This is a genomic window from Actinomarinicola tropica (assembly GCF_009650215.1).
Lineage (GTDB): Bacteria > Actinomycetota > Acidimicrobiia > Acidimicrobiales > SKKL01 > Actinomarinicola > Actinomarinicola tropica.
In genome coordinates, this window is the sequence record NZ_CP045851.1 from 1,041,067 (window position 1) to 1,056,405 (window position 15,339).

At 73.0% G+C, this 15,339-nt stretch carries 13 protein-coding genes; 3 read left to right on the forward strand and 10 right to left on the reverse strand.

The features are described 5' to 3' along the window. The first annotated feature begins 13 nt into the window (after window positions 1-13). Entirely contained in the window at window positions 14-1,234 is a 1,221-nt protein-coding gene (locus GH723_RS05255; protein ID WP_153758667.1) for a Coenzyme F420 hydrogenase/dehydrogenase, beta subunit C-terminal domain, read from the forward strand. A 92-nt stretch (window positions 1,235-1,326) separates the two neighbouring features. After that, window positions 1,327-2,901 (forward strand): LCP family protein, encoded by a 1,575-nt coding sequence (locus GH723_RS05260; RefSeq protein ID WP_153758668.1) that lies wholly within the window; start codon window positions 1,327-1,329, stop codon window positions 2,899-2,901. Here GH723_RS05260 and GH723_RS05265 read toward each other — a convergent pair. The 5 genes from GH723_RS05265 to GH723_RS05285 form a co-directional block, all read right to left on the reverse strand. After that, window positions 2,887-3,594, reverse strand: a complete 708-nt coding sequence (locus GH723_RS05265) for a DNA alkylation repair protein (RefSeq protein ID WP_229023083.1) — start codon at window positions 3,592-3,594, stop codon at window positions 2,887-2,889. The two genes, GH723_RS05260 and GH723_RS05265, sit on opposite strands and share 15 nt — an antisense overlap. Window positions 3,595-3,617: 23 nt before the next feature. Then, the gene (gene cobO, locus GH723_RS05270) at window positions 3,618-4,223 is read right to left on the reverse strand and encodes a cob(I)yrinic acid a,c-diamide adenosyltransferase (RefSeq protein WP_153758669.1); all 606 of its coding nucleotides are present in this window, start codon (window positions 4,221-4,223) and stop codon (window positions 3,618-3,620) included. 35 nt (window positions 4,224-4,258) lie between these two features. Further along, complete coding sequence (locus GH723_RS05275) at window positions 4,259-5,503, reverse strand: sensor domain-containing phosphodiesterase (protein ID WP_153758670.1); 1,245 nt, start codon at window positions 5,501-5,503, stop codon at window positions 4,259-4,261. 180 nt (window positions 5,504-5,683) lie between these two features. Next, window positions 5,684-7,075 carry a hypothetical protein gene (locus GH723_RS05280; RefSeq protein WP_229023084.1) on the reverse strand — a complete coding sequence of 464 codons (1,392 nt, stop codon included), beginning with the start codon at window positions 7,073-7,075 and terminating at the stop codon, window positions 5,684-5,686. 48 nt (window positions 7,076-7,123) lie between these two features. Then, window positions 7,124-7,972 (reverse strand): SDR family oxidoreductase, encoded by an 849-nt coding sequence (locus GH723_RS05285; protein ID WP_153758672.1) that lies wholly within the window; start codon window positions 7,970-7,972, stop codon window positions 7,124-7,126. 123 nt (window positions 7,973-8,095) lie between these two features. Between GH723_RS05285 and GH723_RS05290 the strand changes: the two genes are divergently transcribed. Then, the gene (locus GH723_RS05290) at window positions 8,096-8,863 is read left to right on the forward strand and encodes a GNAT family N-acetyltransferase (RefSeq protein WP_229023244.1); all 768 of its coding nucleotides are present in this window, start codon (window positions 8,096-8,098) and stop codon (window positions 8,861-8,863) included. Here GH723_RS05290 and GH723_RS05295 read toward each other — a convergent pair. The 5 genes from GH723_RS05295 to GH723_RS05315 all read right to left on the reverse strand — a co-directional run bounded on the left by GH723_RS05295 (window position 8,856) and on the right by GH723_RS05315 (window position 15,328). Beyond that, on the reverse strand, window positions 8,856-9,611 hold the full coding sequence (locus tag GH723_RS05295; RefSeq protein WP_153758674.1) for a sulfite exporter TauE/SafE family protein: 756 nt from the start codon (window positions 9,609-9,611) through the stop codon (window positions 8,856-8,858). The two genes, GH723_RS05290 and GH723_RS05295, sit on opposite strands and share 8 nt — an antisense overlap. Window positions 9,612-9,641: 30 nt before the next feature. Then, window positions 9,642-10,172: a GNAT family N-acetyltransferase gene (locus tag GH723_RS05300; RefSeq protein WP_153758675.1), complete on the reverse strand. Its 531-nt coding sequence runs from the start codon at window positions 10,170-10,172 to the stop codon at window positions 9,642-9,644. Then, entirely contained in the window at window positions 10,165-11,919 is a 1,755-nt protein-coding gene (locus tag GH723_RS05305) for an AMP-dependent synthetase/ligase (protein WP_153758676.1), read from the reverse strand. The genes GH723_RS05300 and GH723_RS05305 overlap by 8 nt, the downstream gene beginning before the upstream one ends. Then, window positions 11,912-13,078, reverse strand: a complete 1,167-nt coding sequence (locus GH723_RS05310) for a porin PorA family protein (protein ID WP_153758677.1) — start codon at window positions 13,076-13,078, stop codon at window positions 11,912-11,914. The genes GH723_RS05305 and GH723_RS05310 overlap by 8 nt, the downstream gene beginning before the upstream one ends. A 105-nt stretch (window positions 13,079-13,183) precedes the next feature. Beyond that, entirely contained in the window at window positions 13,184-15,328 is a 2,145-nt protein-coding gene (locus GH723_RS05315; protein WP_153758678.1) for an acyl-CoA dehydrogenase, read from the reverse strand. Window positions 15,329-15,339 lie beyond the last annotated feature (11 nt).

Here is a 15,339-nt window from a genome sequence, read left to right on the forward strand (position 1 = left end):
GTAGGGTCGGGCCATGACCGACGCACAGGGCACCGGGGGCACGACGACGGCGAAGCCGAAGGCGGAGCGCTGGACGCACCAGTGGAAGGAGCTCTACGCCGAGGTCATCACCTCCGGCCTGTGCACGGGCTGCGCGGGCTGCGTGATCGCCTGCCCCCACGACGTGATCGGCTACGACCACGAGGCGGGCGGCTACCGGCCCTACCACCTCGAGGAGGAGCTGGGCCTCGACAACTGCATCCACGGCGAGAAGGGCTGCACGTCCTGCACGCGGGCCTGCCCCCGCTTCCGGGCCTGGGAGCCCCAGGCCGACGAGCACCTGTTCGCCCGCGTGCGTCGCGACGACGAGCCGTCCGGCATCTACCAGGACATCATGCTCACCCGCGCCACCGACGAGATGGTCCACAAGATGGGCCAGGACGGCGGCCTCGTCTCCGCGATCCTCATCTGGGCCCTCGAGCAGGGCTACATCGACGCCGCCCTCACCTCCTTCGTCGAGGGTGACGGGGCCGACGGCACGTCGTCCTGGAAGGCCGTGCCCGGTGTGGCCGCCACCCGCGACGAGGTGCTGCGCGGCGCCGGCAGCCGCTACACGTACTCGGCCAACACGCTCGCCTACGACGAGGCGAAGGAGCGGGGGTTCGAGAAGCTCGCGATGGTCGGCATGAGCTGCCAGTCGTCGGTGGCGCCGACGATGTGGAACCGCAAGATCGGCAAGGTCGGCAAGCCGTTCGTGTTCAACATCGGTCTGCTCTGCTCGAAGACCTTCGACGACTCGATCTTCGAGGAGCTGTTCTGGACGAAGTACGGCCTCGCGAAGTCCGAGATGGTGAAGATGAACATCAAGGGCGTCTTCCAGATCTGGATGCGCGACGGGAGCTACCACGAGGTCCCGCTCAAGGAGTGCCACGCCTGGACCCGCGAGGGCTGCAACCACTGCCCGGACTTCGCGGCGGAGCACGCCGACATCTCCACCGGTGGCATCGGTGAGAACAACGACTGGACGCTCACGATCGTCCGCACCGACCTCGGTCGCGAGATCATGAGCCGGATGATCGACGCCGGCCTCGTCGAGGCCCGCCCCGGCGACTCCGATCCCGGCGCCATCGACCTGCTGCGCAAGCTGTCGATCAAGAGCCGGGAGCGCTGGCCCGAGTGGGCCGCACCCGAGGCCCGCCTCGGACTGCCCACCCGCAAGGGCCAGGGCGAGCCGGCCGCCGCCGCCCCTGGCTGAACCGCGGCCCCGCGACGAGGGGCGGTCGGACGGGATCGGCGCGGGCCCCCGACATTACGGTTCTGTTGCGGTTCGGTAGGCTCGCGTCCGACATGGCGAGTGAACCACCCCGACCCCACGAGCCGGAGAGGACCTCGCCGGCCGACCTCCTGCCGCCCGCCGACGTCTCGGTGCGTCGTGAGCGGCGAGCGGCGCGTGAGGCCGCGGCGCGGCGGTCGACCCCGACGTCACGCCACCGGAGCTGGCCGCAGCGGGTCCTGCTCGCCGTCATGGTCCTCGGCACGGTCGCCGCGGCCGGCGGTGCCGCGGTGGCGTCGCTCGGCCTCGAGAAGCTCGAGCGGATGGAGACCGTCGGCGTGGCCCTCAGCGAGTCGCCGCCGGGGCAGCCCGAGAACTTCCTCGTCGTCGGATCCGACACTCGCGACACGATCGACGGGTCGGGCCTCGACGAGGACGGCTTCACCGGGGACGACGCCGAGGGCTCCGGCCAGCGCTCCGACACGATCCTCGTCGTGCGGGTCGACCCCGCGGCCGAGACGATCGACATCTTGTCGCTGCCCCGCGACCTGTGGCTGCCCATCGCCGGCACCGGCGGCAGCCAGCGCATCAACACCGCCTACGCCGGGGGACCGCAGCAGCTCATCGACACGATCGAGATGAACTTCGACGTGCCGATCCACCACTACGTCGAGGTCGACTTCGCCGGGTTCGCCGGGCTCGTCGACGCCATCGGGGGCGTGCCGGTGCACTTCGACACGCCGATGCGCGACACGCACTCGGGCCTCCTCGTCGGGAGCTCGGGCTGCCACGTGCTCGATCCGGAGATGGCCCTCGCGTTCGCCCGGGCCCGCCACGTCGAGTACCACGACGGTGACCGGTGGCGGACCGATCCGACGGGGGACCTGGGCCGGATCACCCGCCAGCAGGTGTTCATCCGCCGCGCCGTCGACCAGGTCCGCGGCCTCGGGCTCACCGACGCCGTCACCCTGAACCGGGTCCTCGACGTCGCGGTCGACAACATCACGAAGGACCAGCGGCTGGGCCTCGACGACATGCTCGAGCTGGCTCGGCGCTTCGGCGACGTCGACGGCGACCGGCTGCGCACCCACGCGCTGCCCGTCTACGACTTCCGCACCTCCGGCGGCGCCGCGGTCCTCGGCATCGAGGAGTCCGAAGCCCAGCCGATCCTCAATCTCTTCCGTGGCGTCCCGGCGGGCACGGTCTTCCCGAGCGCAGTCGACGACGTCACCGTCCTGAACGGCACCGGGGTCGCCGGCCAGGCCGGCGACGTGGCGGCGGCGCTCGACGCGATCGGCTTCGAGGTGACCTCGGTCGGCGACGTCGACACCGGCGAGCCGGTCCTCCGGACCCGCATCCGCTACGCCCCCGGCGCGGAGCGCCACGCCGACCTCCTGCGCCGCCACCTCACGAGCGGCGCCGAGCTGGTGGCCGACGAGGACCTCGACGAGGGCGAGGTGGTGCTCGAGACCGGCGAGGACCTGACGACGATCGGCCGCCGGCCGTTCCCCGCCGAGGATCCGATCCCGACGACGACCACCTCGGTGGCCGGCACGTCCACCAGCTCCTCGACGTCGACCACCGATGAGCCGACGACGACCACGACCGAGCCGATCGGCGTGGCGCCCGACCCGTCAGCCGCCTGCTGACCTCGCGCGTTCCAGCTCGGCGCGCTGCTCGTCGGTCAACGGCTTCACCGCCTCGCGCCAGGTGACACCCGAGGCCCGAGCCGACCGGGGCAGGAGCCAGGCGTGGACCAGGTCGGGGCGCCGCCGGCCGGTGTCGCGCAGGACCCAGCCGCTCGCCTTGCGGATGAAGAACTCGCGCTCGTCGAGCATGGCGTCGGCGTAGCGGGCGAAGCGCTCCCAGTCGCCTCGGCCGGCACGGAGCGGGACGAGCAGCGCGAGCAGCGCGGCACGGCGGACCCACACGTCCTCGTCAGTCACCCACCGGTCGAGCACGCCCGCCGCGGCAGGGTCGTGCTCGACGATCGGCCCGACGACCGACGCGGCCAGCACGTCGACCAGGGCCCACGTGCGCGCCTCCCGCACGAGCTCCTCGAGCAGGGGGAGGTCGCCGCCGGTGAGGAGGTCGGCGCGGCCACGCAGCAGCTCCACCGCCGCCAGCCGCCGTTCGTGGATCGGCGGCTCCCACAGCCCGAGGGCGAGGTCGACGAGCCCGTCGTGGTCGAGGTCCGGGCGACGCACCACGGGCCGCATCGCCGCACGGACATCGGCGACCGCCGTCCCCAGGTGCTCGAGCGTGCTCTTGAGGTAGGCCTTCTCCATCTCGGCCCGACCCGGCGTGGCGCGGCGGCGCAGCTCGGCGTCGACGGCCGCCACCGTCGCCGGACCGGACGCCTCGGTCAGTAGTCGATGCCCTTCTTGGCGCGCAGGCCCTTCTGGTACGCGTGCTTCACCTCGGTCATGTCGGTGACCGTGTCGGCGACGTCGACCAGCGCCTGCGGGGCGTCGCGGCCGGTGCACACCACGTTGACGTGCTCGGGGCGCTCGGCGATCGTCCGGACGACCTCGTCGGTCGAGATCCACCCCCAGTTCATCGGGTAGGTGATCTCGTCGAGCACGACGAGGTGGTGCTCGCCCCCGTCGATCATCTCCTTGCTGCGGGCCCAGGCCTGCTGCGCCACGGCCTCGTCCTCGCTGAGGTTCTCGGACTCCCAGGTGAAGCCCTCGCCGATGGCGCACCAGTCGATGCCGAGCTGGCGCCCCACCTTCTCCTCGCCCGTCTTCCAGTCGCCGGACTTCAGGAACTGGACGACGCCGACCTTCCAGCCACGCGCCACGCCGCGCACCATGACGCCGACCGCGGCCGAGCTCTTGCCCTTGCCGTTCCCGGTGTTGACGACCACGACCGACGGCGCCCGGCGCAGGCCGTCGGGGCGGGGGTCCTCAGTGGGTGCCGCGTCGGTCGGGGTTCCCTCGGTGGATCGTGACGTGGGGGAGTCGCTCATGGCGACAGTCTCTCGCGTCGCGCGACGGCGACGGGTCAGCTGCGGCGGGTGATGCGGGCCATCAGCGACGAGGCGGCGGACAGGACGCGGTCGCGGTCGTAGGTCAGGACCGCGTCGAAGCGACGCTCGTCGTCCGGGCCGTCGTCGTGGAGGTCGCGGGCCGCGAGCACCGCCGAGAAGTGGGGCGCGACGACCGCGATCACCCACTCGTCCACGAGGGGGTCGTCGACGGCGATCGAGCCGCCGCGCACGCCGGGTGCGGGCTGGCGTCCGATGCCGGTCCCGAGGGCGCCGACGAACGCGGTGCGCGACGCGAGGTCGGCGTAGCGGCGCTGCGTGGCCGGCGTGAAGCGCTCGGCGGTCTGGAAGGTGGAGAGCACGACGGTCGCTGCACCGTGGTTCAGCGCCTCCCGTTCGAGGTGCCAGCTCATCTCGAGCAGGAGCCGCTTCGTCGAGCGGCGCAGCGGACGGCCGGCGGCGGCGGCGTCGACGATGGAGGTCTGCGGTGAGGCCGGGGCCGCGACGGGCACGAAGGTCGCCGGGCCGTCGAGACTGGCGGGCACCGGCCCCGGTCGGGCGAACAGCCAGCCCTGGCCCAGGGTGGCGCCGAGGGAGAGCGCGGCATCGCGGTGCCCGGTGGTCTCGATCCCCTCGGCGAGCACCCGTGCCCCGGTGCGCTCGGCCTCGGCGGTGACGGCGGCGACGATCGCCGCGATGTCGGCGTCGGCCTGCTCCTGCACCAGCCGCAGGTCCAGCTTGATGACGTCGGGACGGACGAAGGGCATCAGGGCCAGCGACTCGACCTCCGCGCCGACGTCGTCGAGCGCGATGCCCCATCCCAGCTCGCGGACCGCGGCCAGCACGGCCAAGAGCTCGGCGGGGGAGTGGACGAGCGAGCGCTCGGTCACCTCGACCACGACGTGCAGCCGATCCGACGCCCGGGTCACGAGTCGGCGCAGCTCGTCGTCGATCGGCGCGTGGGCGACCTCCGGCTCGATGTTGACGAACAGGGGGATCGACCGAGGCAGGCCGGCGTCGAGCGCGCCACGGATCGCGGCCGCCCGGCACGCCAGGTCGAGCTCGGCGAGCAGACCATGCCGTCGAGCCGCGGCGAACAGGAGGTCGGGCCGCTCGAGCGCGCTGCCCTCGGGTCCCCGTGCCAGGGCCTCTACGCCGACCACCCGGCCGGAGTCGAGGTCGACGATCGGCTGGTAGACGGACCGCACGGCGCGCGCCGCCAGGATGTCGGCGAGGTCGTCGAGGGGCGCGGTGATCGTCACCTCGCCTGGGTCGGCAGGCGGCGGCGCGAGCTGAGGCTCAGCCGGGAGGCTCGGCGCCCGGCTCGCAGCCAGCGCTCACGATCGATGGCTCGGCGCTGCTCGTAGGTCGCGACGGCGGGGTGTGGGAGTCACTCATGGGGAGCGTCTGGCGCTTGGCGGCGTCGGCTGGCGGTGCAGCCCTCAGCGCGGCCCCGCGAGCCAGGTCGGCACGGTGGCCGCCAGATCGAGATCCAACAGTCCGAGGTCGGTCACCGCCGCCACGGCGTGTCCGGCCTCGGTCCGGCCCACCCAGGTGCGACACACCTGGTGCTGGGGCCCCACCGAGCAGAGGGCGAGACCGCCCCGATCGTCTGTGCCGAACAGGTGCCAGAAGGGGTGGGGGCTCCCGGGCACCTCCTCCCTGTCGGTCTCCGGGATGGCGCCCCCCTCGTACGCGGCGACCGATCCGAATCCGGCGATGCCGATCTCGACGTGGTAGCCCTCGGGTACCACGCGCCCGGCGACCGGTTCCCAATGATCGACCGGAGCCGCCCCGGCGGTGACCAAGTGGAGCGCGGCGCACTCCCGGCCGTACAGAGGGTGCTCGACGACGACGACGTCGACTCGCGCCGCCTCGGCCTCCAGTCGGACGGTCCAGGGGAACCCTTCGTGGCCTCCCGTGTACCAGGGGTCGCCCCCCGTGAGCGTCCCGCCCGGGAGGTCGACCTCGCCGATCGTGACCACCTCCGCAACCGTCCACGGCACCTCCCCGTCGGCCCACGCCGGGCGGTCGAGCGGGGCCGCGAGGATGGCTGCAGCAGCGTCGTCGATCCGGCCCGCCGAGCGGGCCGCGGCGACCAGCGGATCTCGTTCGCCCGATTCTCCGCTGAGCTCGAGGAGCCATCGGTGCAGCTCCGGCGCCACCCGGTGCGCCTCCCAGTCGATCAGCTCGAGGTCGCTCTCGTCGCCGCGGCGATGCGACCGGATCGTGGCGGCTGCGCCCCGCACCAGCGAATCGGTCGGCCCGGTGCCGTGCGCGATCGCGACCCGCACGAGCGCAGGTGTGGCCGAGCGCGGCACGGTCGCCATCGACAGCATCCTGACGATCGTGGGACGCGGCTCGGAGGCAACGCGGGCGATGGCGTCGAGGCGATCGCTCCAGTCCACCTCGGACCACGTCGGAAGCTTCCCGATGCGCATGTCGGTGAAGAGGAAGTAGGCGTGCGTGTCGTCGGCCCGGATCAGTCGCTCGAGCCACATCGCACCCGAGGGCCCGGGGATGGTGAACACGTGCTGGCGCAGGTAGCGCTGACCGCCGACGTGGCGATCCGCGGCGGGATCGAGCGCAGCCTCGACCTGATCAGGGACGGCGTCGAGCAGCAGTGCGAACGCACCGGCATCCAAGAGGTTGTCCGGACCGTAGGACGGCTGCTCGAGGATCGCCGTGAGCAACGCCGTGGCCAGCTGACGACGATCGTCGTCGCTCGCCTCCTGTGCGGTCGCCACGACCTCCTCCTGGAGATCGACCCAGCTCAGGTGAGGCACAGGCGGGATGACGAAACCTTCTGTGTCCTGGAAGATCGGCTCGCCCACGGACGCGAGGATGCGTTGTGCGAGATCGTCTGCCGTCGTCATCGGAGGTCAGGACCCCCCTGGCGGATTCGCGCCCGCCGCCGTCCACGCCGCCACCATGGCCGCCTGGGCGCGGCGCATCCCGCGCAGCCAACGCTCGCGATCGGTGGCCCGGCGCTGCTCGTAGGTCGCGACGGCCGGGTGGGGAAGGATGAGGAACTCCTCTGCCGCGAGGCCCTCGACGACGGTGCGGGCGACGTCCGCCGCCTCCAGCACCCCGTCGGCGCCGGCGGAGCCCTTGCCCGGCTCCACCCCCGCGGGCCGGCGTGCCTGGGCACCGCCGGCCATGGCCGTCGCCACCGCCTGGGGGCACAGGCACGAGACCCGGACCCCCGCGTCACCGTGGGTGATCGACAACCACTCGGCGAGGGCGACGACGGCGTGCTTGGTGACCGAGTACGGCGCCGAGCCGAGCTGGGTGAGGAGCCCGGCGGCCGAGGCGGTGTGGAGCAGGTAGCCCTCGCCTCGCTGCCGGAAGCCGGGGAGCACGGCGCGCGCCGCGTAGATGTGGCTCTTCAGGTTGACGCGGATGATGCGGTCCCAATCCTCGTCGGGCACCTCCACGCCACCGACCACCATGATCCCCGCGTTGGCGCAGAACAGGTCGACCGGCCCGAGCTCCTCCTCGGTCCGCCGAACCAGCTCCTGCACCGCGACCTCGTCGCCGGCATCGAGCCCGACCCCGAAGGTCCGGGTCGTGTCTGACGCGACGTCCTCGGCGACGCGCGCCGCGGCGGCCCCGTCGATGTCGGCGACCGCCACGCCGGCCGCCCCCTCGGCCGCGAAGGCCCGGCACATCGCCTCGCCGATGCCGCCCCCTCCGCCGGTGACGACGACGACCTTGCCTGCCAGATCCATGTGCGCTCCTCGGGACGTCCGGGTCCGGATCGTAGGCCACGAACTGGACCAACCGGTCAAGTCGAGTCGGGCTACCGTCGGGCGACGGGAACGCGGCGGCGACGCGGAGGTGGCGCGGTGGAGATGACCTGCATCGGGTGCGACGAGACGATCGCTGCCGACGGCCTCAACGACCTCGGCCTGGCGTTCCTGCGCCACGTCCGGGCCGCGCACGTCGACATGCCCTACTCCGACATGGCGATCCGCAACTTCGCCGAGGCGACCCAGCGGCTCACCGGGCCGGGCGAGCGCCTCGATCGGATCGAGGAGCTCGAGGTCCACCCGGTCACCGACGACCGCATCGACGACTGGCTGCACCTGTTCGACCACGACGGGTTCGTCGGGTGGCCGCAGTGGGCGGCGTGCTACTGCACCGAACCCCACGTCGCCGAACCCGGCGCCGAGGACGAGCACGACGCCCACTGGACCGAGAACCGCCACCTGATGGTCGACCGGCTGCGCGAGGGTCGCACGTCCGGCTACCTCGGCTACGTCGGCGGGCGACCCGCGGCGTGGGTCAACGCGTCGCTGCGCTCCGAGTACGCCCTCTACCGCGCCGGCCCCGGGTCCGAGCCGTCCGACGAGTCGGTGGTGGGCATCTCGTGCTTCGTCGTCGCGCCGCCCTACCGCCGCCACGGCGTCGCCGGGGCGCTGCTCGACCGGGTCCTCGCCGACGCCGCGGGTCGCGGCGCCGCGTGGGTCGAGGCCTACCCGTTCCTGCCGTCCACCTCCATCGAGCCGCAGGCCGACTTCCGCGGGCCGCGCGCCCTCTACGACGCCCGGGGGTTCGAGCAGGTCGCCGAGCGGGCCCGCGACGTCGTCGTCCGCCGGCGCCCCGCCAGCACTAGCTGACGATCAGGCTGATCGCCACCGCCGTGCCGAGCACGACGACGAGCATCCGGAGAACCTGCGCGGGGATCCGTCGCCCGATCCGTGCGCCCACCACCCCGCCGGCCAGGGCGCCGACGGCCACCAGGCCGACCGCCTCCCAGCGGACGTCCGCGACCAGGACGAAGAGCACCGCGGCGACGCCGTTCACCGTGCCGGCGAGGACGTTCTTCAGCGCGTTGGTCCGTCGCAGGTCGTCGGGGATGAAGGCGCCGAGCACCGCGAGCAGGATCACGCCCTGCGCGGCGCCGAAGTAGCCGCCGTAGATCCCTCCGAGGAAGACGATCGCCAGCGGGGCGAGGGTGACGTCGGGTGCGTCGGCGCGCCGGCGGCTGGCGAGCCACAGCGCCACCTTCGGCTGGACGGCCATCAGCGCCACGGCCACGAGGATGAGCGCGGGCACCACGGCGTCGAAGACCGCCGACGGCAGGGTCAGCAGCAGGATCGCGCCGGTGAGCCCGCCTGCGGCCGACGCGGCGGCGAGGCGTCGAGCCCGCGCGCCCTGGCCGTGCAGCTCGCGCCGGAAGCCGTAGACGCCGCTGGCCGACCCGGGCACCAGCCCGATGTTGTTGGCGACGTTGGCCTCCACGGCGGGGAACCCCACCGCGAGCAGCGTCGGGAAGGTGATGAGGCTGCCGGAGCCGACGAGGACGTTGACGCCGCCCGCGGCGAACCCGGCGGCGACGACGGCCGCAGCCTCGAGGGGCGTCACCGCCGGTTCCCGGAGCGCATGGGCGCCTTCCTAACGGGCGTCCCTCCGACCCTGCAAAGCGGGCTCGGGGAGGCCGATGTCGATGCGGGCCAGACCCGGCTCGGACGGACGGCCCCGCCCACCCACGGCGACGAGGAGGTCGACCATCGGGCGGTTCTCCCAGAGCACGTAGGTCACGAACCGGCGGATGCCGTGGCGCGCCGCCTCCTCGGCCAGGGTCGTGAGGAGCAGCGTGCCGATGCCGCGACCCTGTTGGTCGTCGCGCACGGTGATCGCCACCTCGGCGGCGTCGGGCTCCGCCGCGCACCGGACGTAGCGCCCGATCCCCAGGCCCTCGCCCTCGTCGGTCAGGACCCCGATCGCCTCGTGGCCGACGTGGTCGACCTCGGTCAGGTAGTCGAGCGTGTCCTCGTCGAGGCGGGTGACCCCGGTCAGGAAGCGGCGACGGCGCGACTCGCTCGACAGCGCCGCGAAGCCGTCGCGTAGCTGGGCCCGGTCGGCGGGCTCGACCGAGCGCACCACGACCCACGAGCCGTCCGGCAGCGCGCGGCGCTCACGCATACAGGTCCTCGATCACCGAGCCGTAGGCCGCGGCGACCACCTCGCGCCGGACCTTCAGCGTGGGCGTCAGCTCCCCGGACTCGACCGTGAGGTCGTGGGGGAGCACGGCGAAGCGCTTGATCGCCTCGGCCCGGGACACCGCGTCGTTGGCGTGGTCGACGGCCCGCTGCAGCTCGGCGCGCAGGGCCGCGTCGACGTCGGGGTCGCGCAGGTCGATCACGTCGAGCCCGCGGGTCGACGCCCACTCGTGCACGGCCTCCTCGTCGACGGTCAGCATCGCCGCGACGTACGCCCGGCGGTCGCCGACCACGATGGCCTGGCTGACGAGCGGGTGGGCCCGGAGCCGGTCCTCGAGCGGGGCCGGCGCCACGTTCTTGCCGGCGGCGGTGACGATGAGCTCCTTCTTGCGGCCGGTGATGCGCAGGTAGCCGTCCTCGAGCTCGCCGAGGTCGCCGGTGTGGAACCACCCGTCGGCGTCGATCACCTCGGCGGTCGCCTCGGCGTTGCGCCAGTACCCCTTGAACACCTGCGGCCCGGTCGCCAGGATCTCGCCGTCGTCGGCGATGCGGATCGTGGTGCCCGCCACCGGCCGCCCGACCGTGCCCGGTCGCCAGTGCGCCTCGGTGTTGATCGTCAGCGTGGGGCTGGTCTCGGTGAGCCCGTAGCCCTCGAAGATGTGGATCCCGGCACCGTGGAAGAAGCGGGTGAGCCGCTCCCCGAGCGCGGAGCCGCCGGAGAACGCCACCCGCAGGCGACCGCCGAACACGTCGCTGATCTTGCCGTAGAGCAGGTGGTCGAACGCCAGGTGCCCGAGGTCGAGGTCCGGCCGCCGCCGGCCCGCCTCGTGGGCCCGGGACCAGCCGGCGGCCACCAGCTCGGCGGCCTCGAACAGCTTCCCCTTGTGGGATGCGGCCGCCTTGCGCTGCGCGGAGGCGTGCACCTTCTCGAACACCCGGGGGACCGAGACGATGATCGTCGGCTGGGCCAGCGGCAGCTCCTCGGCCAGGTGCGCCAGGTCGGTGGCGAACGCCAGCGTCGCCCCCCACTCGAGCGACAGGAGCGCGACCGTCTTCGTCAGGACGTGGGCCAGCGGCAGGAAGATCAGGATCGTCTCGTCGTCGGTGAGCATCGAGCGCGCGGCGTCGAGGCTCTGCAGCGTGTTCACCCGGAGGTTGCCGTGGGTCAGCACGCAACCCTTGGGCATCCCGGTGGTGCCGGAGGTGTAGACGATGCTCGCCACGTCGTCGCGACCGAGCGCCCCGATCCGGCGGTCGATCTCGGCGGGATCGACGTCGGCGCCACGGGCCCGCAGCTCCTCGAGCGCGCCGTCGTCGATGACCAGCGCGCCGTTGACGAGCGAGGCCATCGCCGCCGTCTCGACCACGGTCAGGACGGCTCCGCTGTCGGAGAGGATCCACGCCACCTGGTCCGGCGACGACGTCTCGTACACCGGGACGGTGGCCGCCCCCGCCGCGAGGATCGCCATGTCGAGGACGATCCACTCCGGCCGCGAGCGCGACATGATCGCCACCCGGTCACCGGGGGACACGCCGCAGGCGACGAGGCCGGCGGCGACGCCGCGCACCTCGACCAGCACGTCGGCGGCGGAGGTGGCGACGAACGCGTCCTGCTCGCGGTGCGAGAGGAGCGGGCGCTGCGGGTCCTCCGCCGCCCAGCGGAGGAGCGGTTCGAGCAGGTGGCTCTCCTCGGCGATCGGTGCCATCGGGGGACCGCTGATCTCACGCATGGCTGCGCCTCCGTCCGTGCACGACGAGCCCGGCACCGAGCACCACGACCGCGAGCGCGGCGAGCCCGGCCGGTACCCAGGTGGTCGCCAGGTCGACCTGCTGTCGCAGGTCGGCGACCGTGTCCGCCACGTCCTCCACCGAGGCCGCCGTCTGGTCGTAGCTGTACTCGAAGAGCCGCACCGGCGGTCCGTCGAGCACCTCGTCGAGCGCCGTCGCGGCCTCCGCCGCGGCCGGCACCTCCGGGTACCGACCGAGCACCGCCCGCAGCTCGTCCTCGGCGGCGAGCCGCGGGCGCGCCCCGACCGACTCGCTCGCGCCGACGTCCACCTCCGCGCCCGTCGTCAGCTCGATCCCTGCCCGGCCCTCGAACGACATGACGTAGTCGAGCGGGATCGTCTCCTCGGTGAGGGCGACGAGCGTGTCGAGGTCCTCGGGCGCGAGCACCGGCCCGAGCTCGGCGAGCAGCTCGGTGACGTCGATGCCGGCTGCGGCGAGGTGCGGCTCCAGCTGCTCGAACGTCAGCTCACGGGGCAGCGGCACGACCTGGCCGAGCTCCTCGAGGTACGCGGCGTCGATCGGTGCCTCGTCGAGCTCGGCGACGAACGGGTGCAGGGTCAGCCCGCCGACCTCCTCGGTCGCGCCGTCGGGGTCCGGTCGCATGTCGTAGGTGGCCGCGATCTCGTTCTTGTAGATCGGGTTCGTGTCGTCCTCGCCGAGGTCGAACGGGAGGTTGAGGCGGTACGCGGGCGAGCGGTCGACGACGTTGCTCGGCTCGAACGCGTAGGCCCGGTCGTCGGCGACGTTCTCGAGCGACCGCCGGTCCATGACGTAGACGTTGGTCTGCGTGGTCTCGAACAGGTCGCCGGCCTCCTGGCGGATCGTCTCCTCGACGACCGCCAGGTCGCGGCTGCTCTCGTCGCCGTCGACCTCGATGTGCCGCTCGACGACGAGCGGGACCTCGACCGGTTCGTCGAGCGGCGCCGCGGAGGTCGGGTCGACGAAGAGCGTGAACGTGCCCTCGTACCGGGGGGAGACCTCGAGGTCGGTCGGGTAGCGGACGAGCGCCGGGACGGCGAACACGACCCAGGCGAGCGCGGCCAGCACGAGGGCGGCGGGGACGATCAGGGCCCAGCGAGGGAACCGGTGGGGTGGCGGCACGGGAGCCTCCCTTCCTCACGGTCCATCCTGCCCGGAACGCGAGCCGGCGGGGAGGGTCCAAGGTCACCCCTGGTCCCTCCCCGCCGGCGTCGGCGTCGCGTGGTGCTACTTCAGCAGCGGATCGCGCGGCAGGCCGAGGATCCGCTCGCCGATCTGGTTGCGCTTGATCTCGGACGTGCCGCCGGCGATCGACATGCCGCGGTGCATGAGCGCCATGCCCGACGACATGGCACCGGGCCCGTCGGTGAAGAGGGCGTCGTCGCCGAGGAGCTCGACCATGATCGCGACGGCCTCGTGGCCGAGCTCGGACAGCACGAGCTTCGTCATCGCCCCCTCCGGTCCGGGCTCGCCGCCGGCGACGGCGCGGTGCGCGCTGCGCAGGTTGAGCAGGCCCATCGCCTGGATCTGCGCGGCGTAGCGACCGATCCGCGCGGCGCCGCCGTAGAGCCGCTCGGGGTGCGCGTCGTAGAGCGGCACCAGCGCCGAGGGCGGCGTGCCGCCGGTCCCGCCACCGATGCTCACGCTCTCGTTGCCGAGCGTCGCGCGGGCCACGGTCCAGCCACCGTCGACCGGCCCGACCACGTCGTCGTCGGGGACGAACACGTCGGTGAAGAACACCTCGTTGAAGTTCGACTGGCCCGACGGCATCTTGATCGGCCGCACCTCGACGCCCTCGGCGTGCATGTCGATCACCATCATCGTGATGCCGTCGTGCTTCGGCACGTCGGGGTTGGTCCGCACGGTGGCGAAGCCCATGCCCGCCTGGTGGGCACCGCTCGTCCAGACCTTCTGGCCGTTGACCAGCCAGCCGCCCTCGACCCGGGTGGCCTTGGTCTTCACGCCGGCAGCGTCGGACCCGGCCTCGGGCTCGCTGAACAGCTGGCACCAGATGACCTCCTGGTTCAGCGCCGGCTGCACCCAGCGGGCCACCTGGTCCTCGGTGGCGTACTGGATGAGGGTGAGGATGTTCCACCCGGTGATCCCGTACTGCGGCGTCTCGATGCCGTGCTCGGCGAACACCTGCTCGATGACGAGCTGCTCGACGGCCTTGGCCTCGCGTCCGTAGGGCTTGGGCCAGTGGGGGACGGCGTAGCCGGTCTCGACGAGCTTGGCCCGCTTCTCCTCGTCGGAGAGGCCCTCGATGCTCTGGGCGAAGGCCCGGACCTCCTCGCGGATCGCCTCGGCCTCGGGCGGGAGCTCCATGGACTTGGTGCGGACGACGCCCTGGCGGGTGAGGTCGACGAGGTCACGCGCGGCGGCCTCGGCGTCGACGATGTTGAGCAGCGACGTGGCCCGCCGCATGAACAGGTGGGCATCGTGCTCGTAGGTCATGGCGATGCCACCGTGGACCTGCGTGTTGAGGTTGGCGCACAGGTCGGCCGCCGGGGCGGCGAGCGAGGCGGCGACGGCCGCGGCGTAGGCGAGCTGGTCCCCGCCGGTGGCGGCGGCACGGGCTGCGTCCCACGTGGCGGAGTTCAGCAGCTCGGTGGCGACGGCCATGTTGGCGCAGTGGTGCTTCACGCCCTGGAACATGGCGATGGGGCGACCGAACTGCTGGCGCTCCTTCGCGTAGGCGGCGGCCATCTCGGTGGCCTCGGCGCACAGGCCGACCGCCTCGGCGGAGTAGAGCACGCGGCCGAGGTCCCGGAGCGAGGACGCTGCGCCGGTGATCACCCGGCCTGCGGCCCCGTCGAAGGTGACCTGGGCGGCGGGACGGGCCGGGTCGAGGCTGGGGCGAGCGGGGACGGTGACGCCCTCGGCGCCGCGATCCACCACCACCACGTCCTCGCCGGCGGCGGCCACCAGGACGGTGGCGAGGTCGGCGCCGACGACGATCGCGGTGCCGTGGAGCGCGCCGTCGCGCAGCTCCAGATCGCCGCCGGTCGCGACGCCGGCCACGGTGGATCCGTCGGCGAACCCCGGGAGCAGGTCGGCGGCGGCGTCGTCACCCGCGGCGGCGATCACCGCGCTGGCGATCATCGACGGGACGAACGGCCCGGGGGTGAGGGCCCGGCCGAGCTGCTCGACGACGATGGCGAGCTCCTCGATCCCGTAGCCGGAGCCGCCGTGCTCCTCGGGGACGTGGAGCCCGAACCAGCCGAGGTCGGCGGCTGCGGACCAGAAGGAGGGGAGCGCGGGGTCGGCTCCGTCGAGCAGGGCGCGGTTGGCGCCGCGGGCGTCGTGCTTCCGGAGGAAGTCGGCGACGGTGTCCGCGAGGGCCTTGTGGTCGTCGGTGATGGCGAGCGTCATAGCGGAATAGA